This is a genomic window from Enterobacter bugandensis (genome assembly GCF_900324475.1).
GTDB lineage: Bacteria > Pseudomonadota > Gammaproteobacteria > Enterobacterales > Enterobacteriaceae > Enterobacter > Enterobacter bugandensis.
The window spans coordinates 2,942,797-2,962,558 of sequence record NZ_LT992502.1 but is presented as its reverse complement, the minus strand read 5'-3'; the positions used below and the strand labels follow the sequence as shown (position 1 = coordinate 2,962,558).

General features: G+C 52.9%; 22 protein-coding genes, 3 tRNA genes and 1 pseudogene. 15 read left to right on the top strand and 11 right to left on the bottom strand.

Translation table 11 applies throughout. The features are described 5' to 3' along the window. Positions 1–30: 30 nt before the first annotated feature. The 3 genes from fliT to fliD are packed head-to-tail and all read right to left on the bottom strand — an operon-like array spanning position 31 to position 2,261. Positions 31–405, bottom strand: coding sequence for a flagella biosynthesis regulatory protein FliT (fliT, locus tag DG357_RS14450; protein WP_045260347.1), 375 nt, complete (start codon positions 403–405; stop codon positions 31–33). A 5-nt stretch (positions 406–410) separates the two neighbouring features. Next, positions 411–815, bottom strand: coding sequence for a flagellar export chaperone FliS (gene fliS, locus DG357_RS14445; protein ID WP_045260346.1), 405 nt, complete (start codon positions 813–815; stop codon positions 411–413). 21 nt (positions 816–836) lie between these two features. Further along, positions 837–2,261: a flagellar filament capping protein FliD gene (gene fliD / locus DG357_RS14440; RefSeq protein ID WP_048961150.1), complete on the bottom strand. Its 1,425-nt coding sequence runs from the start codon at positions 2,259–2,261 to the stop codon at positions 837–839. 399 nt (positions 2,262–2,660) lie between these two features. Here fliD and DG357_RS14435 point away from each other — a divergent pair, with 399 nt between their 5' ends. The 9 genes from DG357_RS14435 to sdiA all read left to right on the top strand — a co-directional run bounded on the left by DG357_RS14435 (position 2,661) and on the right by sdiA (position 10,572). Then, the gene (locus DG357_RS14435) at positions 2,661–3,485 is read left to right on the top strand and encodes a flagellin N-terminal helical domain-containing protein (protein ID WP_047362882.1); all 825 of its coding nucleotides are present in this window, start codon (positions 2,661–2,663) and stop codon (positions 3,483–3,485) included. Between the two features lie 62 nt (positions 3,486–3,547). Continuing rightward, the gene (fliB, locus tag DG357_RS14430) at positions 3,548–4,753 is read left to right on the top strand and encodes a flagellin lysine-N-methylase (RefSeq protein ID WP_088205077.1); all 1,206 of its coding nucleotides are present in this window, start codon (positions 3,548–3,550) and stop codon (positions 4,751–4,753) included. Positions 4,754–4,882: 129 nt separating this feature from the next. Continuing rightward, positions 4,883–5,602 carry an RNA polymerase sigma factor FliA gene (locus tag DG357_RS14425; RefSeq protein WP_014170714.1) on the top strand — a complete coding sequence of 240 codons (720 nt, stop codon included), beginning with the start codon at positions 4,883–4,885 and terminating at the stop codon, positions 5,600–5,602. 54 nt (positions 5,603–5,656) lie between these two features. Continuing rightward, complete coding sequence (gene fliZ, locus DG357_RS14420) at positions 5,657–6,208, top strand: flagella biosynthesis regulatory protein FliZ (RefSeq protein ID WP_061097767.1); 552 nt, start codon at positions 5,657–5,659, stop codon at positions 6,206–6,208. Between the two features lie 86 nt (positions 6,209–6,294). Beyond that, positions 6,295–7,095, top strand: a complete 801-nt coding sequence (gene tcyJ, locus DG357_RS14415) for a cystine ABC transporter substrate-binding protein (protein ID WP_028013679.1) — start codon at positions 6,295–6,297, stop codon at positions 7,093–7,095. Positions 7,096–7,202: 107 nt separating this feature from the next. Beyond that, complete coding sequence (gene dcyD, locus DG357_RS14410; RefSeq protein ID WP_048956501.1) at positions 7,203–8,189, top strand: D-cysteine desulfhydrase; 987 nt, start codon at positions 7,203–7,205, stop codon at positions 8,187–8,189. A 21-nt stretch (positions 8,190–8,210) separates the two neighbouring features. Next, a complete protein-coding gene (tcyL, locus tag DG357_RS14405) occupies positions 8,211–8,879 on the top strand; it encodes a cystine ABC transporter permease (protein WP_028013677.1) in 669 nt (222 codons plus the stop codon). After that, entirely contained in the window at positions 8,876–9,628 is a 753-nt protein-coding gene (gene tcyN / locus DG357_RS14400) for an L-cystine ABC transporter ATP-binding protein TcyN (RefSeq protein WP_088205076.1), read from the top strand. The genes tcyL and tcyN overlap by 4 nt, the downstream gene beginning before the upstream one ends. A gap of 221 nt (positions 9,629–9,849) precedes the next feature. After that, on the top strand, positions 9,850–10,572 hold the full coding sequence (sdiA, locus tag DG357_RS14395) for a transcriptional regulator SdiA (protein WP_028013675.1): 723 nt from the start codon (positions 9,850–9,852) through the stop codon (positions 10,570–10,572). 66 nt (positions 10,573–10,638) lie between these two features. Here the strand turns inward: sdiA and DG357_RS14390 are convergent, their stop codons facing one another. Together DG357_RS14390 and DG357_RS23380 are read right to left on the bottom strand one after the other, a co-directional pair. Beyond that, on the bottom strand, positions 10,639–10,863 hold the full coding sequence (locus DG357_RS14390; RefSeq protein ID WP_014832453.1) for a DUF2594 family protein: 225 nt from the start codon (positions 10,861–10,863) through the stop codon (positions 10,639–10,641). Between the two features lie 25 nt (positions 10,864–10,888). Beyond that, positions 10,889–10,957: pseudogene (locus DG357_RS23380) on the bottom strand (hypothetical protein); the annotation flags it as partial. A gap of 370 nt (positions 10,958–11,327) precedes the next feature. On the opposite strand from DG357_RS23380, the gene uvrY reads away from it, so the two are divergent. The 6 genes from uvrY (at position 11,328) to DG357_RS14360 (ending at position 14,865) form a co-directional block, all read left to right on the top strand. After that, positions 11,328–11,984: a UvrY/SirA/GacA family response regulator transcription factor gene (gene uvrY, locus DG357_RS14385; RefSeq protein WP_013096026.1), complete on the top strand. Its 657-nt coding sequence runs from the start codon at positions 11,328–11,330 to the stop codon at positions 11,982–11,984. Beyond that, positions 11,981–13,813 (top strand): excinuclease ABC subunit UvrC, encoded by a 1,833-nt coding sequence (gene uvrC / locus DG357_RS14380; RefSeq protein WP_069733040.1) that lies wholly within the window; start codon positions 11,981–11,983, stop codon positions 13,811–13,813. Before uvrY ends, uvrC begins: the two co-directional genes overlap by 4 nt. A gap of 56 nt (positions 13,814–13,869) precedes the next feature. Further along, positions 13,870–14,418 (top strand): CDP-diacylglycerol--glycerol-3-phosphate 3-phosphatidyltransferase, encoded by a 549-nt coding sequence (pgsA, locus tag DG357_RS14375; protein WP_041909393.1) that lies wholly within the window; start codon positions 13,870–13,872, stop codon positions 14,416–14,418. 152 nt (positions 14,419–14,570) lie between these two features. Next, positions 14,571–14,646 (top strand) — tRNA-Gly (locus DG357_RS14370). Between the two features lie 46 nt (positions 14,647–14,692). Continuing rightward, positions 14,693–14,766 (top strand) — tRNA-Cys (locus DG357_RS14365). A gap of 12 nt (positions 14,767–14,778) precedes the next feature. After that, positions 14,779–14,865 (top strand) — tRNA-Leu (locus DG357_RS14360). A gap of 208 nt (positions 14,866–15,073) precedes the next feature. Here DG357_RS14360 and DG357_RS14355 read toward each other — a convergent pair. The 6 genes from DG357_RS14355 to DG357_RS14330 all read right to left on the bottom strand — a co-directional run bounded on the left by DG357_RS14355 (position 15,074) and on the right by DG357_RS14330 (position 19,759). Next, positions 15,074–15,526 carry a DUF3828 domain-containing protein gene (locus DG357_RS14355; RefSeq protein ID WP_028013673.1) on the bottom strand — a complete coding sequence of 151 codons (453 nt, stop codon included), beginning with the start codon at positions 15,524–15,526 and terminating at the stop codon, positions 15,074–15,076. Position 15,527: 1 nt separating this feature from the next. Further along, positions 15,528–15,887 (bottom strand): CHAP domain-containing protein, encoded by a 360-nt coding sequence (locus tag DG357_RS14350; protein ID WP_088205075.1) that lies wholly within the window; start codon positions 15,885–15,887, stop codon positions 15,528–15,530. Between the two features lie 161 nt (positions 15,888–16,048). Then, a complete protein-coding gene (locus DG357_RS14345) occupies positions 16,049–16,765 on the bottom strand; it encodes an ABC transporter ATP-binding protein (protein ID WP_088205074.1) in 717 nt (238 codons plus the stop codon). Next, positions 16,762–17,562 (bottom strand): ABC transporter ATP-binding protein, encoded by an 801-nt coding sequence (locus DG357_RS14340; protein ID WP_088205073.1) that lies wholly within the window; start codon positions 17,560–17,562, stop codon positions 16,762–16,764. Before DG357_RS14340 ends, DG357_RS14345 begins: the two co-directional genes overlap by 4 nt. Beyond that, complete coding sequence (gene livM, locus DG357_RS14335; protein ID WP_088205072.1) at positions 17,559–18,833, bottom strand: high-affinity branched-chain amino acid ABC transporter permease LivM; 1,275 nt, start codon at positions 18,831–18,833, stop codon at positions 17,559–17,561. The genes DG357_RS14340 and livM overlap by 4 nt, the downstream gene beginning before the upstream one ends. 11 nt (positions 18,834–18,844) lie before the next feature. Further along, positions 18,845–19,759, bottom strand: coding sequence for an ABC transporter permease subunit (locus DG357_RS14330; protein ID WP_028013668.1), 915 nt, complete (start codon positions 19,757–19,759; stop codon positions 18,845–18,847). Positions 19,760–19,762 lie beyond the last annotated feature (3 nt).

Genomic DNA, 19,762 nt, shown 5'->3' with positions numbered 1-19,762 from the left:
TGGCAGACTTCTGGAGTATGGATGAAGAAATCATAATTGTGTGTCGCGGGTAACACTTTCTGGATAAAGAATATTCCCTGACAGCTTTCCATAGGTAGAGGTGATGGATTGCTGTTTGCCGGTCTGATCGATGAGATTACGCAGTTCGTCCATCCGCACTTTCAGCAGCGCCTTTAACGTATTCTCATTGTCGAGGATCATCTCCAGCAGCGCACGCGCTTGCTCAACCTGAGCCGGGGGGCATGACATGATGGGCGTTTGCGAAATCCTTTCCACCAGTTGAACGTAATGCATTTCCTGCTCAATAAGCGCATCCCATTGACCAGAATGTGCGAGATTTAGCATAGCAATGCTCTGAGCATGTAACGCCTGCCAGTGGCTAAGCGCTGCGCTGGGATTATTCATCAAAATTATCCTGAAATAGAGGACGCATTGGGGCCGATTTGCTTCCACGCATCCGCAATGTTGTTTAATAAACCCTCGACTTCAACAATTGCGTCTACGTCATTACTGACGTTCGCCAGTAATAAACGTCGAACCATATATTCGTACAAGGAGGCAAGATTACTGGACAGCTCGCTCTCAACCTCCATGTTCAGTCCTGCTTTTAAACCGTTGTCGATGATGTTAATGGCTTTCGATAACGCTTCGCCTTTTTCACGAATTTGTCCGGCTTCCATGAACAAACGCGCGCGGACGAGGGCGCTATGCGCCCCGTCGAACAACATGACAATCAGCTGGTGTGGACTGGCATTCATAACTGCGCTTTCTACTCCTATCTGCTGATAGGATTGAACACCAGAGGTCTTATACATATCCACTCCTGAAGGCTACGACTATTTTTGTGAGAACTGTTGGGTCAGATAGTTGGCCGTACTGGTCATTTTGGTGACTAATACGTCCAGGCTGGTGAACTGCGCTTTGTAACGCGCCATGGTGGCATCAATAGTGGCTTCCATAGAGTCGTAACGTTCGCCCAAGGTTTTCAGCGTTTTGTTGATACCGTCTTTCGCGTTCTGGATCACGCCCGCGCTGCCGGTGCTGGTGCTGAGCATGGTGGTCAGCGTGTTGTTCATCTGAGTCGCCAGACCGGTTTTCTTTCCGTCACCGATAAAGTACTGCTGTACGGCGGTCGGGTTGTCGGTCAGCGCTTTTTTCAGCTTATCGGAATCCACTTTGAGGTTACCGACCGTACCGTCTGCACCTTTCACCGGATCCTGGGTAATCCCCAGCTGAGCCATGATCTGAACGGAGCCAGCCTGAACTTCGGTCAGCAGACCGCGCAGCTGAGACTGGATCCCGCGCACGTTTGCATCACCCACCAGCGCGCCGTTGCTGGTGGACTGGCTGCCAGAACCTGCGTCGACCGGCACATATTTGGTGAGGCTGTTAATGGTGGACTGCAGCGAGTTATACGCGGTTACCCAGTCCGTTACGGCTTTTTGGTTTGCATCCGTGGCGCGCGTCACTTCCAGCATTTCATCCGCTTTACTTTCTGCCTTCACGGTGAAGGTCATCCCCGGCAGCGCATCGGAAATGGTGTTCGATTGACGCTCAATCTTGATGTCGTTCACAACGACAATCGCGTTCTGGGCCGCGGTATTTACCGCCAGCGCGCCGGTTTTGGCGGTTGAGTCGTAGCCGATTACGCTTTGCAGCTTGTCGTCCCCGGTGACGCTGATGGTCATCTCGCCATCCGTACCGGTGGTTTTCGAGGAGAGCATCAGGCGGTAATCGCCGTCTTTCGCCTTGATTACGCTGGCGGTGACGTTGCCGTTCGCTTTATTAATCGCGCTCGCGATCCCGGCAAGCGACGTATCGCCATCGGCCAGGTTCACCTCTAAAGGCGTTTTAGTCCCCGGCTGGGTAATCGTAATTTTACGCGTCGTGCCGGTCGTATCGCCCAGCAGCTCCGTGTTGGTGGCATAGGAGCCCGTCGTGAGCGCCTGTGCTTTTGCCACCTGGTTGACATTAACCACATAAGAGCCGACGGATGCGTCTGCGGTCGTGGTTGCCGTAAAGGCCGTGTTGGTGCTGCTTACTGCGGTTGAGTTCCATGTGGTCGCTTTACCCAGCGCAGCGGTCGCAGTCTGCAGCGAGGTCATGGCACTCTGCAGCTTGCCGTACGCGCTTAACTGTGCGTTATACGTTGATTGCTGGGTAGTAATCGTCGTCAGCTTGGTTCGTTCTGCTGCATCCAACTGATTATATAATTCCCCGAGTCCTGCAGAACCTATCCCGAGGTTACTGATAGTAGCCATGCATATTTTCCTTAAATACGAAAGTAGTTCAGGACTCTTATCGGCCTCGAATAGTAAAAGTTTACGATGGTGAGAAAAAAATAATCCAAAGAATAGGCATGTCCTGGCGCGTTAAATGAAACGATTGCACTTTGGGACGATTTTTAGTGCGTCAATAACACAGATAAGTGTGTGCCTTTTTTGGCATATTCCGCGTAATAAAAAGCCGTAAATAATAACCTTATGATTAACCTTAATTGATTTTTTAAAAATAAAACCATTAATAATCATAGAGTTATAATTTTTTCGAAATTGATTCTAAAGTCTTTTCGGGACCCGTCGATAACCTTGTTGACGGTGAGAGACGCTGTGAGTGTTAGGCACCGGACCTAAAACCCAATTTTTGAAGGAAAGAAAATTATGGCAGTTATCAATACTAACCTGTTGTCCCTGACTACTCAGAACAACCTGAACAAATCTCAGTCTTCTCTGGGCACTGCTATTGAGCGTCTGTCTTCAGGTCTGCGTATCAACAGCGCGAAAGATGATGCCGCTGGCCAGGCGATTGCAAACCGCATGACCGCTCAGATTAAAGGCATGACTCAGGCAGCACGTAACGCCAACGACGGTATCTCCATGGCGCAGACTGCTGAAGGTTCCCTGAACGAAATCAACAACAACCTGCAGCGCGTTCGTGAACTGGCTGTTCAGGCAAGCAACGGCACCAACAGCACGTCTGACCTGGCTTCTCTGCAGGATGAAGTTACCGCTCGTCTGGCTGAAATCAACCGTGTTGCCAGCAAAACTGACTTCAACGGCATCAAACTGCTGGACGGTTCTGCAGGTACTGCTGGCGTGGTTAAAATTCAGGTTGGCGTGAACGACGGCGACACCATCGATCTGGACCTGAGCGGTGCTAAAGCTGACACCACGACTCTTGGCGTGAACGCTATCGACCTGAAAGCAATGACTGCGACCGATCTGGACACCATTGACAAAGCTATCGCTAAAGTTGATACCGCTCGTTCCGGTCTGGGTGCTGTGCAGAACCGCTTCACTTCTGCAATCAACAACCTGAACAACACCTCTAACAACCTGTCTGCTGCTCAGTCCCGTATCCAGGACGCTGACTACGCAACTGAAGTTTCCAACATGTCCCGCGCGCAGATCCTGCAGCAGGCTGGTACTTCTGTTCTGTCCCAGGCAAACCAGGTTCCACAGACCGTTCTGTCTCTGCTGCGTTAATTTTACGCATCAAACCCCGCTTCGGCGGGGTTTTTTTGTCTCTGAATTTTGAGGATCCGCCCGTGAAACAGATCGTTATTACCCAGCCTAAACTTGTCGCAGATTTTTCCTGTGTCGGTGGGGAATGCCGTGAACATTGTTGTCAGGGCTGGACCATCGCGTTTGATAAATCCTCCGTTAACCGCTATCTGAACAGTAAAAATGCCGCCATTCGTCACACGGCAAAGAAGGCGATAAAAGTCACAAAAAAACAGTACGGCAACTGGGGCGAAGTGATTTTCCATACGGAAAGTAAAAACTGCCCGTTTATGGATACGGAAAAGCTCTGTTCTATTCATAGCGCCATGGGCGCTCAGGCCTTAAGCCCGACCTGTTCGACGTTCCCGCGGACAAACCGGGTCTATAAAAATGAAATTGAAAAATCACTTAATCTCTCGTGTCCGGAAGTCACTCGACTGCTGTTGAACGATCGGGCATCGATGTCGATGATGGAATCCATCAGCGTTCAGCAGGACGTGAATAATGCGCCAGCGATGGATTTGAAGATTAAGGTCATCAATCTCTTCTGCCAGAACCTCTTCAGCGTTGAGGCGGTGAGCGTTGAAGAACAAGTTTATGCCGTGGTGAAATTCCTCATGGTGGCTGAAAAGCTCGAAAACCTGGAAGAGAATATCAGCACGCTCGAAACGGTTTATTATTCGCTGGTGAACGAGCTGGTGAGCGGTAAAATCAAGATGGAGTTAGGCGGGTTTAATCAGAACTACAGCCTGAAATTCGCGTTAATCTCGCTCATCCAAAGCTACTTTACGAAGAAAGCGACGGCCCGCGGTGGCGCCGTATTAAACCGTTATTTTGATCAGCTTTATAAACAGTTTGAATCTGTCGATGACACCGTTTCGGCAGAAAAGGTCATGGAAAACATTGAGTCCGTCTGGCGCGATGTGGCGGGCGGTTACATCGCGGCAAACGATCACCTGTTTAAGAACTTTTTTAAATACAAGCTCTGGGAGCAGGGCTTCCCGCAGAGCAATGGCCGCAGCATGTTGAATAATCTTTATTTAATCGTTGCGGAGTTCTATTTTCTCAAATCGCTGCTTGCCGGTCAGGCCATCGCGGCGGGGAAAATTGAACAAGACAATATTATTGACGTTATTTACAGCTTCCACTCCCTGAGCCAGCATAATCAGGAAGCCGGAAAGCTCTTTCATCAACATATAGATAGCGTCAAATTGGGCGACGATCTTTCATTGTTACAACTGTTAATTTAGCCAGAAAAGTTGCCCCTGCTGCGGGCAACCTCAGAATAACCTCACTTTATCCCCCTTTTTCATCCAATTGAACGCCCTGCAGAATCGGATAATCATGCCGATAACTCAACTAACGCAGGGCTGTTTATCGTGAATTCACTCTATACCGCTGAAGGTGTAATGGATAAACACTCGCTGTGGCAGCGTTATGTCCCGCTGGTGCGTCACGAAGCATTGCGCCTCCAGGTGCGTTTGCCGGCGAGCGTGGAACTTGACGATCTGCTACAGGCGGGCGGTATCGGGTTATTGAATGCAGTTGACCGATACGACGCTCTGCAAGGAACGGCATTTACGACTTACGCAGTTCAGCGTATTCGTGGTGCGATGCTGGACGAGCTGCGCAGCCGCGACTGGGTGCCGCGCAGCGTTCGCCGCAACGCGCGCGAAGTGGCGCATGCGATGGGACAGCTGGAACAGGAACTGGGACGCAACGCAACGGAAACCGAAGTGGCGGAACGTCTTGGCATTGCTGTTGAAGAGTATCGTCAGATGTTGCTCGATACCAATAATAGCCAACTCTTCTCCTATGACGAGTGGCGCGAAGAGCATGGCGATAGCATCGAGCTGGTGACGGACGAGCACCAGCAGGAAAACCCGTTACACCATTTAATGGAAGGGAATTTACGCCAGCGCGTAATGGAAGCGATTGAAGCTCTGCCCGAGCGCGAACAGCTGGTGTTGACCCTTTATTACCAGGAAGAGCTTAATCTCAAAGAGATTGGCGCGGTCCTGGAAGTGGGGGAGTCGCGGGTTAGCCAGCTGCACAGCCAGGCCATTAAACGCTTACGAACCAAGCTGGGTAAGTTATAGGTGATTCAATCACCCGAAAAATGCCGCACAACGTATTGACAACCAGGAGTTATCATGACGGTGCAGCAATCTAAAAGACGGCCTCTAAGCCGCTACCTGAAAGACTTTAAACACAGCCAGACGCATTGCGCCCACTGTAACAAATTACTCGATCGTATCACGCTGGTTCGCCGCGGCGAGATCGTGAATAAAATCGCTATCTCTCGCCTCGACACGTTAATGGATGAAGCCGCGTGGCTCGAAGAGCAAAAAGAGTGGGTGGCGCTTTGCCGTTTCTGTGGCGATCTCCACTGCAAAGAGCAAAGCGACTTCTTCGATATCATCGGCTTCAAGCAGTTCCTGTTTGAACAAACGGAGATGAGCCACGGCACCGTTCGCGAATATGTGGTTCGCCTGCGCCGCCTCGGTCAACATCTGACCGTTAACAACATTTCCCGCGATCTGCTGAAAACCGGTTATCTGGACGAGAACCTGGAGCCGTGGCTGCCTGCAACCAGCACCAACAACTACCGTATTGCGCTGCGCAAGTATGCGCAATATAAGGTACAAATGCCGGGTTCCGTGAAGCAGAAAGCGCTCGCCGGAACAACTTCTGATATATATTAAAAAAGAATAAGATGTAGCGCAGTCGCCTTTGACGTTGCAGGCGATTTCTCTACACTACGTAAAAATTCCACTATATCGGGGTATTTATGAAATTTGCACTTCTGGGTCGTCAGGCGCTGATGGGTGTTATGGCCGTCGCGCTGGTAGCGGGCATGAGCGTGAAAACGTTCGCTGCAGAAAACCTGCTAAATAAAGTAAAAGAGCGCGGTACGCTGCTGGTCGGGCTGGAAGGAACCTATCCTCCGTTCAGCTTCCAGGGTGATGACGGCAAGCTGACCGGTTTTGAAGTGGAATTTGCAGAAGAACTGGCGAAGCACCTCGGCGTTAAAGCCTCCCTGAAACCGACCAAATGGGACGGTATGCTGGCCTCGCTGGATTCAAAACGTATTGACGTGGTGATTAACCAGGTGACCATTTCTGACGAGCGTAAGAAGAAGTATGACTTCTCCACGCCGTACACCGTGTCCGGTATTCAGGCGCTGGTGAAGAAAGGTAACGAAGGCTCCATTAAATCCGCTGCCGATCTGAAAGGCAAAAAAGTCGGCGTCGGTCTGGGAACTAACTACGAAGAGTGGCTGCGCCAGAACGTTCAGGGCGTGGACATCCGCACCTATGATGATGACCCGACGAAATATCAGGACCTGCGCGTAGGCCGTATCGACGCCATTCTGGTTGACCGTCTGGCCGCTTTGGATCTGGTGAAGAAAACCAACAATACCCTGGCAGTAGCGGGTGATGCGTTCTCTCGTCAGGAATCCGGCGTGGCCGTCCGTAAAGGCAACGAGGATCTGGTGAAAGCCATTGATTCCGCGATTGCTGACATGCAGAAAGACGGCAGTCTGAAGGCGCTGTCTGAGAAGTGGTTCGGGGCCGACGTCACCAAATAAGTCGGTGACCTGGAAAAAAGGCGCTTTTAAAAGCGCCTTTTTTATTTCTTACGCGTCTGCGTGCATAATGAAAAATATCACATTTTGTCTGAGTTACCGGAGAGTCCATGTCACTACAGAATTTAACGCGCTTTCCCCGTCTGGAGTTTATCGGTGCGCCGACGCCGCTGGAGTACCTGCCGCGATTTTCTGATTATCTGGGACGCGATATTTTTATTAAGCGCGATGACGTGACGCCGATGGCGATGGGGGGCAATAAGCTGCGCAAGCTGGAGTTTCTGGCGGCTGACGCGCTGCGCGAAGGCGCGGATACGCTTATTACTGCCGGGGCCATTCAGTCCAACCATGTTCGTCAGACGGCCGCCGTGGCGGCAAAACTCGGGCTTCACTGCGTGGCTCTGCTGGAAAACCCGATTGGCACGCGGGCGGAAAACTATCTCACCAACGGTAACCGCCTGCTTTTAGACCTGTTCAACGTGCAGGTGGAGATGGTGGATGCGTTGACCGACCCGACCGCACAGCTCGACGATCTGGCCACGCGTCTGGAAGCGCAGGGTTTCCGCCCCTACGTTATTCCCGTCGGCGGTTCGAACGCGCTGGGCGCGCTGGGCTATGTGGAAAGCGCGCTGGAAATCGCCCAGCAGTGCGAGGGCGCCGTTAGCCTCTCGTCGGTCGTTGTCGCCTCCGGAAGCGCGGGCACGCATGCCGGGCTGGCGGTGGGGCTGGAACAGCTGCTGCCGGATGTCGAGCTGATTGGCGTGACGGTTTCCCGCAGCGTCGCGGACCAGAAGCCAAAAGTAGTGGCGCTGCAACAGGCGGTGGCAGAGCAGCTGGAGCTGAAGGCCAGGGCCGAGATCCTGCTCTGGGATGACTATTTTGCGCCGGGCTACGGTACGCCCAATGAAGAGGGGATGGAAGCCGTTAAGCTGCTGGCGCGCCTTGAAGGTATACTGCTCGATCCGGTCTATACGGGTAAAGCGATGGCCGGGCTTATCGATGGCATTGCGCAGAAACGCTTTAAGGATGAAGGGCCGATTTTATTTGTGCACACCGGCGGGGCGCCCGCGCTGTTTGCTTATCATCCTCATGTCTAAAAATCAGGTCGAAAAATAATAATGCAAGAAAGTATTCAACTGGTTATTGATTCCCTGCCATTCCTGCTGAAAGGTGCGGTATTCACGCTACAGCTCAGTATCGGCGGGATGTTCTTCGGTCTTGTGCTGGGCTTTGTACTGGCCTTAATGCGCATGTCGCCCATCCTGCCGGTACGCTGGCTGGCGCGCTTTTATATTTCCGTGTTTCGCGGTACGCCGCTTATCGCTCAGCTCTTTATGATCTACTACGGTTTACCGCAGTTCGGCATCGAGCTGGATCCCATCCCGGCGGCGATGATTGGCCTGTCGCTTAACACGGCGGCCTATACCTCCGAAACCCTGCGCGCGGCGATCTCGTCGATTGATAAAGGCCAGTGGGAAGCGGCGGCCAGTATCGGGATGACGCCGTGGCAGACGCTGCGACGCGCCATTCTGCCGCAGGCGGCGCGGGTAGCGCTTCCGCCGCTGAGCAACAGCTTCATTAGCCTGGTGAAAGATACCTCTCTGGCGGCAACCATCCAGGTGCCGGAGCTGTTCCGTCAGGCGCAGCTCATTACCTCGCGCACCCTTGAAGTTTTCACCATGTATCTGGCCGCCTCGCTGATCTACTGGGTGATGGCGACGGTGTTGTCTGCTCTGCAAAACTACTTTGAAAACCAGCTTAACCGCCAGGAGCGTGATCCAAAATGAGTGCAATTGACGTCAAAAACCTGGTGAAAAAATTCCACGGGCAAACGGTGCTCCACGGCATCGACCTGGAAGTTGAGCAGGGCGAAGTCGTGGCGATTATTGGCCCGAGCGGGTCGGGGAAAACCACGCTGCTGCGTAGTATCAACCTGCTTGAGCAGCCGGAAGGGGGCACCATTCGGGTTGGGGAGATAACGATTGATGCCGGTAAATCCATCAGCCAGCAGAAAGGGTTGATTCGCCGCCTGCGTCAGCATGTTGGCTTTGTGTTCCAGAGCTTCAATCTATTCCCGCACCGCACGGTGCTGGAAAATATTATTGAAGGACCGGTCATTGTAAAAGGTGAGCCCAAAGAGGAAGCGACGGCACGCGCCCGCGAGTTGCTCTCCAAAGTCGGGCTGGCAGGGAAAGAGACCAGCTATCCGCGCCGCCTGTCGGGCGGGCAGCAGCAGCGCGTGGCCATCGCGCGCGCGCTGGCGATGCGCCCTGACGTGATCCTGTTTGATGAACCGACCTCCGCGCTCGATCCAGAACTGGTGGGTGAGGTGCTGAACACCATCCGCCAGCTGGCGCAGGAAAAACGCACGATGGTTATCGTGACCCATGAAATGAGCTTTGCGCGCGACGTGGCGGATAGAGCCATCTTTATGGACCAGGGGCGGATTGTGGAGCAGGGACCGGCGAAAAGCTTATTTGCTAACCCTCAGCAACCGCGAACCCGTCAGTTCCTGGAAAAATTCCTTATGCAGTAGCATTTATGTACTCATTTGCTCCAGAAAGTTCTTCTGGAGCAAATTATTCTCGCTCATCGCCTTAAATGGTGTTCTTTTATTCTACTCGAACAGAATAATCCTTATCCATAGCACAGTTAATTGTGCTAGTGCCGATATTTTGTAGTTAGAAATAAGTTTTATGTGTTAGGTTATATTCACCATAATAATGATTATCTTTTCAGAGGCTTCTTTTAGTAAGTATGAAGGATTCAGACTTTTTCACCTGGCGACGGGATTGCTCCCTGCGGTTTCAGGAATTGACCTGTGCCGCCGAGGTATATCATGAACTTCAGCGACAAACTCAGGCGCTGGAATTCGATTATTACTCACTCTGTGTGCGCCATCCGGTGCCGTTTACGCGGCCTAAAATTGCTGTGCATGCCACTTATCCGCAACAGTGGCTGGCGCAATATCAATCAGAGAACTATTTCACCATCGATCCGGTGCTAAAGCCGGAGAATTTCATTCAGGGGCATTTACCCTGGACGGACGAATTATTTGCGGATGCTCAGGAATTATGGCATAGGGCGCAGGACTTCGGTCTACGTTCGGGAATAACTCAGTGTTTGATGCTGCCTAATCATGCGCTCGGCTTCCTCTCAGTTTCCCGTACTCGCGCACAGGAAGGACCGTTTGCCGGCGAGGAAATAGAGCTGCGGCTGCAGATGCTGGTGCAAATGGCATTAACCGCGCTGCTGCGTTTTGAAGATAAGATGGTTATGCCGCCTGAGATGAAATTCAGCAAACGCGAACGAGAAATTCTGAAATGGACCGCGGAAGGGAAGACGTCGGCGGAAATAGCGATCATTCTCTCTATTTCAGAGAATACGGTTAACTTCCATCAGAAGAATATGCAGAAAAAATTTAACGCGCCAAACAAGACGCAGATTGCCTGTTATGCGGCGGCTACGGGACTGATCTGATTAGAGAGTACGTTCTGCGTGACAGACGAGTGGACGGCTGAATGCACTGCATCCAGCCGTTTTTTGTTACTGGCGGTACGCTTGTTTGATTTGCTTAACGGTGTTAGCAAATACGGCCGATTCCGCCTGGTCTTCCATCTGCGCGATTTGTTTTTCCATTTTAATGATCACACGACCAGCATCAGCCTGGCCCATCGCCTGCAGCATCAGCGTTAGCAGCGCTTTCAGGCAGTTTACTTCCTGTGCCAGTTCCTGGTTATTCTCCGCAGTGGCAAATTCAGGTGTGCTCATTTATTTTCCTCATTATTAAACGGCGCTAAAGCGCGACGACGAAAGTCAAGGCGGCGGAGTATACCACAAGATGCAGCAAAAAATGCAGCGGTTGTTTTTCGTACTTTTACGCCAGTGTTTATTTGCGTAAACAGAGCCAGCCGGTAAACTGATGCTCTGGTACGGCTATTAATTGTTTGCGCCTGGTTTACTTGCCGTTAATTATTGTTACAAAAATTGAGAACAGTTTTTCCGCGAGGAAAGCGTGCAAGCTTTTTGTAACTTTTTGAATACAGATGCTTAAAAATAGCCGCAAAAGCTCTGATGGCAAGGGCTCTCTTTCCATGGACTGTACAGGCTAATTTCCAAAAACGAGAGCAAAATCGAATAGCCGATTTTTTAACGTTTTAATCTTGTGATGAAAACCGTTAATATAAGCCAAATTATCACTCAGTAGCGTTATCCCTATTCTGGAGACATTTCCTTTGATCAACGTCCTTCTTGTTGATGACCACGAACTGGTGCGCGCAGGGATACGACGCATTCTTGAAGATATTAAAGGTATTAAAGTTGCCGGTGAGGCGTGCTGTGGGGAAGATGCCGTAAAATGGTGCCGCACAAACTCGGCCGATGTGGTGCTGATGGATATGAATATGCCCGGTATCGGTGGCCTTGAGGCAACACGCAAAATCGCGCGTACCTTTGTTGATACAAAAGTCATCATGCTGACCGTGCATACTGAAAATCCGCTTCCCGCGAAGGTGATGCAGGCGGGGGCAGCCGGTTACCTGAGCAAAGGCGCCGCACCGCAGGAAGTCGTCAATGCTATCCGTTCTGTATTTGCCGGGCAGCGTTACATTGCCTCCGACATTGCGCAGCAGATGGCGCTGAGCCAGATCGAACCCGAGAAAACGGAATCACCGTTTGCCAGTTTGTCTGAGCGTGAATTGCAGATTATGCTGATGATCACCAAGGGTCAGAAAGTGAATGAGATCTCAGAGCAGCTGAATCTCAGCCCGAAAACGGTCAACAGCTATCGTTATCGTATGTTCAGTAAACTGAACATTCATGGTGATGTTGAACTGACTCATCTGGCCATCCGGCACGGTTTATGTAACGCGGAGACGTTGTTAAGTCAGTGAGTGATGTATTCGATTCAAAAGCATTTCTGAAAACCGTAACCAGCCAGCCAGGCGTCTATCGGATGTATGACGCTGGCGGTACGGTTATCTATGTGGGGAAGGCCAAAGATCTTAAAAAGCGTCTTTCCAGCTATTTCCGCAGTAACCTTGCCTCCCGTAAGACCGAAGCGCTGGTCTCACTCATTCAGAATATTGATGTCACCGTGACGCATACCGAGACGGAAGCGCTGCTGCTTGAGCACAACTATATTAAGCTCTACCAGCCGCGCTATAACGTGCTGCTGCGGGACGACAAATCCTATCCGTTTATCTTTCTGAGTGGTGACACCCATCCGCGCCTGGCGATGCACCGCGGCGCAAAACACGCGAAAGGGGAATATTTCGGCCCCTTCCCGAATGGCTATGCCGTGCGAGAGACGCTGGCGCTGCTGCAAAAAATCTTCCCGATCCGCCAGTGTGAAAACAGCGTCTACCGCAACCGCTCGCGCCCGTGTTTACAATACCAGATTGGGCGTTGCCTTGGCCCCTGTGTTGCCGGGCTGGTCAGTGAAGACGAGTATGCGCAGCAGGTGGAATACGTACGCCTGTTCTTAGCTGGCAAAGACGATCAGGTTTTAACCCAGCTGATCGGCAGAATGGAAAAAGCCAGCGCCGCGCTTGAGTTTGAAGAGGCTGCGCGGATCCGCGACCAGATCCAGGCGGTGCGCAGAGTCACTGAGAAACAGTTTGTCTCAAATACCGGCGACGATCTCGACGTTATTGGCGTGGCCTTCGACGCCGGCATGGCCTGCGTGCATGTGCTGTTTATTCGCCAGGGCAAAGTGCTCGGCAGCCGCAGCTATTTCCCGAAGGTGCCTGGCGGCACTGAGCTGGGTGAAGTGGTGGAAACCTTTGTTGGCCAGTTTTATCTTCAGGGCAGCCAGATGCGTACACTGCCCTCGGAGATCCTGCTCGATTTTAGCCTCGATGATAAAACCCTGCTGGCCGATTCGCTTTCCGAACTGGCCGGGCGTCGGGTCAATGTTCAAACCAAACCGCGCGGCGACCGTGCACGCTATCTGAAGCTGGCGCGGACCAACGCGGCGACGGCGCTCACCACTAAACTGTCCCAGCAATCGACGGTGAGCCAGCGTTTAACCGCGCTGGCGACGCTCCTGAAGTTGCCGGAAGTGAAGCGAATGGAATGTTTCGATATCAGCCATACGATGGGTGAGCAGACGGTGGCGTCCTGCGTGGTATTTGACGCCAACGGCCCGCTGCGCGCCGAGTATCGCCGCTATAACATCACCGGCATCACTCCGGGTGACGACTATGCTGCCATGAATCAGGTGCTGCGCCGTCGCTACGGTAAAGCGATTGAAGAGAGCAAGATCCCGGACGTGATTCTTATCGACGGTGGGAAAGGGCAGCTAGGTCAGGCGAAAGCGGTATTCGAGTCGCTCGACGTTGAGTGGGACAAAAACCATCCGCTGCTGTTAGGCGTGGCAAAAGGGGCCGATCGTAAGGCCGGTCTGGAAACGCTGTTTTTTGAGCCGGAAGGTGAGGGCTTCAGCCTGCCGCCGGACTCCCCGGCACTGCACGTCATCCAGCATATTCGCGATGAGTCGCACGACCATGCCATCAGCGGCCACCGCAAAAAACGGGCGAAGGTCAAAAACACGAGCACGCTTGAGACTATTGAGGGCGTTGGGCCAAAACGCCGCCAGATGCTGCTGAAGTATATGGGCGGATTGCAAGGATTACTCAACGCCAGTATGGAGGAAATTGCAAAAGTGCCGGGTATTTCGCAAGGGCTGGCAGAAAAGATCTACTACTCGTTGAAACATTGAGGGCTCTGTAGCAACATAGAGCTAAATTTTACTGACAACAAATAGTTACCGTCACTATGCAATATAATATCCCTACGTTGCTCACTCTCTTTCGTGTTGTACTCATTCCGTTCTTTGTGCTGGCGTTTTACCTGCCGGTCGTCTGGGCACCGTTCGCCTGCGCATTGATCTTCCTTATTGCAGCGGTAACTGACTGGTTTGATGGCTATCTGGCGCGCCGCTGGAACCAGAGCACCCGTTTCGGCGCCTTTCTCGATCCGGTAGCGGATAAAGTGATGGTCGCGATCGCGATGGTGCTGGTGGCTGAGCACTATCATACCTGGTGGGTGACACTGCCCGCCGCAACTATGATTGGCCGTGAGATCATCATCTCTGCGCTGCGTGAGTGGATGGCGGAGCTGGGGAAACGCAGCAGCGTCGCGGTATCCTGGATTGGTAAAGTGAAAACCACCGCGCAGATGGCCTCGCTGGTGTGGATGCTCTGGCGTCCAAACGCCTGGGTTGAGTGGGCGGGGATTGGCCTCCTGTGGGTGGCGGCAGTGCTGACGCTGTGGTCAATGCTGCAATATTTGAACGCTGCGCGCGGGGATTTGCTTGATCAGTGATCGTTTCGCCGTAATTTTCAGCAAACAATCCAGACAAGCAAAAAATAACGTTGACTCATCACGTCATATCAGTAGAATGCAACGCATCGAACGGCGGCACAGCAAGCCGGACGATAATGAAATCAAGTGGTTAGCAGTTAACTTGATAACATGCGGGAATAGCTCAGTTGGTAGAGCACGACCTTGCCAAGGTCGGGGTCGCGAGTTCGAGTCTCGTTTCCCGCTCCAGATTAAAGACATGCGCAATTGCGGGTGTCAGTTAGAAAAGTTTTACGGCGCGTTAGCAAAGCGGTTATGTAGCGGATTGCAAATCCGTCTAGTCCGGTTCGACTCCGGAACGCGCCTCCACTTTCTTCCCGAGCCCGGATGGTGGAATCGGTAGACACAAGGGATTTAAAATCCCTCGGCGTTCGCGCTGTGTGGGTTCAAGTCCCACTCCGGGTACCATGGGAAACAAAGAATAATCAAAGCAATAAGCAGTGTCGTGAAACCACCGAAAGGTGGTTTTTTTGTGCCTGAAATCCACTTTCTTGCATCATTGTTATTATTCAGTTATTCAGTTATTCAGTTATCCAGAGCGAAGGTGTATTTGTCGGCGATACGACAGGGATTCGCGAAGATGCATTGCATCAGTACCCCTGTCATATCGCCGATATCATTCTGCGCTCAGGTTGTCAGAAATATTCACGCTTGCCACGGACTGAACTTTCCATGCGCCATTTTCTTTGACCATGCAGTCAATCACGGTGTGATCCCGCTTTTTGCCGAATGATATATACACCTGCATGCATGCGGCATCGTAATCTAATGCCCGCGCACTGACGATGCCCCAGTCATCATCATATCCCTGGGCCTTTATGAACATATCGACGTCAGGCACGTCATATTCATCCGGATCCAGCTTATCCATGGCTTTGAGTTTGCTGATTGTTTCGCGGGTAACGTATCGGCTCAGCGCTTCATAGTTTTTAATTGGCTCTTTCCCGCTAAGAATCTGCGAGATGTACCACTTATTAAACTGAAGGGCGGCGGATGCCTCAGGGGGTAGCTTCTGTGCAGCTGATACGAGAGTGGGCAGAAGCAGGGCAGCAAGAATTATTTTTTTCATGTTAGTCATGCCTGTATATTGCATACGCTGGCTTTACTTCCCGGTATTCTTTTCCCGGATACATTGTTCGCTGAACAAAATCAGAGTACCAGACGCCGTTCCCGCCATAGATGCATGCATGGCCATAGGGGTGATGGGCTGTAGGCTGGATCACTGCCACGTCACCCTCAACAGGCTCGCCGTAAATCTGATGGAAGCCAGCCAAAATCAAATTGCTTTTCATATCCTTAGCATAATTTGTGTTCTGCAGTTTATCACCGCCAGCGCGAATGGCTTTTGAAACAAATTCTGTACATCTTTTCTGGCTATGCTCGCCCGCATGCTGGCGGGCATAAACTGCGGCTTTATGGGCACTCCACATAATTTAATCCCTTATAGACTTAATGGTTAACAAGGGAAACATTACGCCTGGAAGTTGCAGTTTTTTGTAAATAAGGGTGATCGGAATTAAACCACTATCTGTTTGGATAATAATGTTTGGTTAATCCATACGGCATCTTTATGCCCGCTATCGCGGGCGTTTTAATATCCACCCAAATACGCCTTCCTCACCTCCTGATTTCCCAGCAGCTCCTCGCCGCTGCCGCTCAACCGGATCTGCCCGTTAACCATCACATATCCGCGGTCGGAAAGCTTCAACGCATGGTGCGCATTCTGCTCCACCAGAAAAATGGTCATGCCGTTGCGGGCCAGCTCGCGCAGCGTCTGGAAGATCTGTTTCACAACTATCGGCGCTAAGCCCAGGCTCGGTTCATCCAGCAACAGCAGCCTGGGACGGCTCATCAGCGCCCGGGCGATCGCCAGCATCTGCTGTTCCCCGCCTGACATGGTCATCGCGCGCTGCTTGCGCCTCTCCTTGAGGCGAGGGAACAGGTCGAACATGGTTTGCATATCTTCAGCCGCAAACCGGTTGCCGATGGGGATGGTTCCCATCAGCAGGTTCTCTTCGACGGTCATATCCGGGAAGACACGCCGGCCTTCAGGCGCCTGCGCAATGCCGCCGGAGGCGACGTAGTGGGTGGATTGATGGCTGATGTCGTCACCATTGAACAGAATCTGCCCGCTCCGGATGCGCGGCTGGCCAAAGATAGACATCAGCAATGTGGATTTACCCGCGCCGTTCGCGCCAATCAGCGCCACGGTCTCACCTTCATTGACCTCAAGGGAGACCTGCTTCAGCGCCTGAATGGCGCCGTAGAACACATCCACCTCGCGAAATGCCAGCAGCGGTTCGGTCATAGGGTCACCTCGCTTTCGTCCGTACCCAGGTAGGCAGCAATCACCTTTTCATCATGCTGAATCTGTTCGGGTTTCCCTCTGGCAATAACATCGCCGTGGTCGAGCACGATAATGTCGTCCGAAATCTCCATCACCATCCCCATATCATGTTCAATCAGTAAGACCGTGATGTCATGACGATCGCGCAGGAAACGAATAATGCTGCTCAGCTTATGCGTTTCGACCGGGTTAAGCCCGGCGGCGGGCTCATCCAGACAGATCATCTCGGGCCCGGTACACATTGCCCGCGCGATCTCCAGACGCCGCTGCTGCCCGTACGACATCTCTCCCGCCTGCCGATATGCCGGCGTGTTTAAGATCCCGGCGAGCAGATTGCGGTTAACGCGCATATGCTGCGCGACCAGCAGGTTTTCCACGACAGACATCTCGCGAAAAAGGCGGATGTTCTGAAAGGTGCGCGCCAGCCCGGCGCGGTTCACCAGGTGCGTTCCGCCAAACATTTTGTAGAACAGGCGCTGCCCGAACTGCGCGGGGTTAATCCAGTCGCCCGGCTGGAATTTTTGTCCGAGGACCTGAATAACGTTGGTCGTTTTAGTGCGGGTAGAAAATAAAATATTGCCGCCGGAAGCCTTATAGAAACCCGTCAGGCAGTTAAACACGGTTGTTTTTCCCGCTCCGTTTGGCCCGATAAGGGCGGTAATGGAGCCGCGCTGCACGTCCAGATTAACGTCGTTAAGCGCCTTAATCCCACCGAAGTGCATCATCAAATGTTCCACGCGCAATATCGTCCCGTTCATGGCGCCACGCCCTTACGCACGGCAAACCCGCTGCGGTTAATGCGGATCAGGCCGCGTGGACGCCAGATCATCATCACCACCATCAGCATGCCAAACAGCAGGACGCGGTACTCCGCAAAACTGCGCAGCAGCTCCGGCGTTACCGTCAGCACGAAGGCGGCCAGCACCACGCCAAGGGTAGAGCCCATGCCGCCCAGCACCACGATGGCGAGGATCAGCGCGGATTCAAAGAAGGTAAAAGAGGTCGGATTCACAAACCCCTGATAGGTTGCGAAGAACACCCCGGCAATCCCCGCGGTCGACGCGCCCAGCGTAAAGGCGGAGAGCTTCACCAGGACGTGATTCAACCCCATCGAGCGGCAGGCAATTTCGTCTTCTCGCAGGGCTTCCCACGCCCGGCCAATCGGCATCCGCGTCAGGCGGTGCTTGATGTAGAGCACCAGCATCACCACCAGAAACAGTACGGTATAGATAAAAATAAACTTCATGTTCGGGTTGTAGGTCAGGTGGAAAAACTCGTGAAAAGGCACGCCGCCTTCTTTCGCGCGTCGTCCAAATTCCAGACCGAAAAAGGTGGGGGGAGGGGCTGACACGCCGTTTGGCCCCCCCGTGAAGGTCAGCCAGTTGTTCAGGATCAGGCGAATGATCTCCCCGAACCCGAGGGTGACGATCGCCAGATAGTCGCCGTGCATGCGCAGTACCGGAAAGCCGAGCAGGGCACCGGCGGCGGCGGCCATGATTGCCGCCAGCGGCAGCATGCTCCAGAAGCCTAACCCCAGATACTGATACCCCAGCGCCAGACCGTACGCGCCAATCGCGTAGAAGGCGACGTACCCCAGGTCCAGCAGGCCGGCCAGCCCCACGACGATGTTCAGCCCCAGACCGAGAAGCACGTAGATCAGCCCGAGAATGGCGACGGTCAGCACATACTTGGTGGCGACAAACGGGAAGCAAACCGCAAGCGCAATCACCAGAGGAATAATCCAGCGCATGCGGCTTTTGTAGTCCGGAGACCTAACATAGACGCCCGCGTTATCGGCTTCGAAGCGCGCCTGGAAACGAGCGCCCGCGGCGGTACCCAAAAAAGCGCTCAAGAGAAAACGCCCCAGCATTACAATGCCGACCATCCAGGCCAGCCGTTGTCCGGCAAAGTTAAAGCTGTACCCGTCCAGCACCACGCCAGCAATCGGGCCGAAGATAATCAGCGCAATCAGCCCGGAAAAAATCGCGTCCAGAACGCAGCGCTTGAGAGAAAAACCGTGCGATGTCATCATTCTCTTCCTCACACTTTGGCCACAACCGGACGCCCGAGCAGACCCTGGGGCCGGAAAATCAGGATCATGACCAGCAGGCCAAACGAGAAGACATCTTTATAGTCCGAGTTCACCATGCCCGAGAACTGGGCTTCTGCGACGCCAAGGATTAGGCCACCGAGCATGGCGCCGGGCAGGGAACCGATACCGCCGAGCACCGCCGCCGTAAAGGCCTTAATGCCAATCACAAACCCGACGTAGAAATCAAAGGTGCCGTAATTCATGGTGATGAGTACGCCCGCCAGGCCGGCCATCGCCGCGCCGATAACAAAGACCAGGGAGATAATCCGGTCGGTGTTGATCCCCAGAATAGAGGCCATTTTGCGATCCTGCTGTACCGCGCGGCACATCCGCCCCAGCCGGGTATGGTTGATTATCCACGTAAGCACCAGCATGCCGGCAAACGAGGCGAGCAGAATAAACACTTTGGTGTAGGTTATCTGCACGAACCCGTCGCCAAGATGCAGTCGAATCACGCCGTCGAGCATGGTCGGCACCCCTTGCTGGCGCGGGCCCTGGCTTAGCTGGGCGTAGTTTTGCAGGATAAGCGACATCCCGATGGCGGAGATAAGCGGCGCCAGGCGCGTGGAGTTGCGCAGCGGCCTGTAGGCGATACGCTCGATAGTCCAGCCGTACACGCCAGTTACCGCGATGGTGAACACCAGCGTACCCAGAATCAGCAGGGGGAAGGACTCAAGCCCGAAGAAAGAGAGCAGCGCCAGACCAATGGCGCAGAGATAGGCGGAAATCATATACACTTCGCCGTGGGCGAAATTGATCATCCCGATAATGCCGTACACCATGGTGTAGCCGATGGCGATCAGGCCGTAGACGGAGCCCAGCGTTAAGCCATTGACTAACTGCTGCAGGAAGAATGTACTCATCTT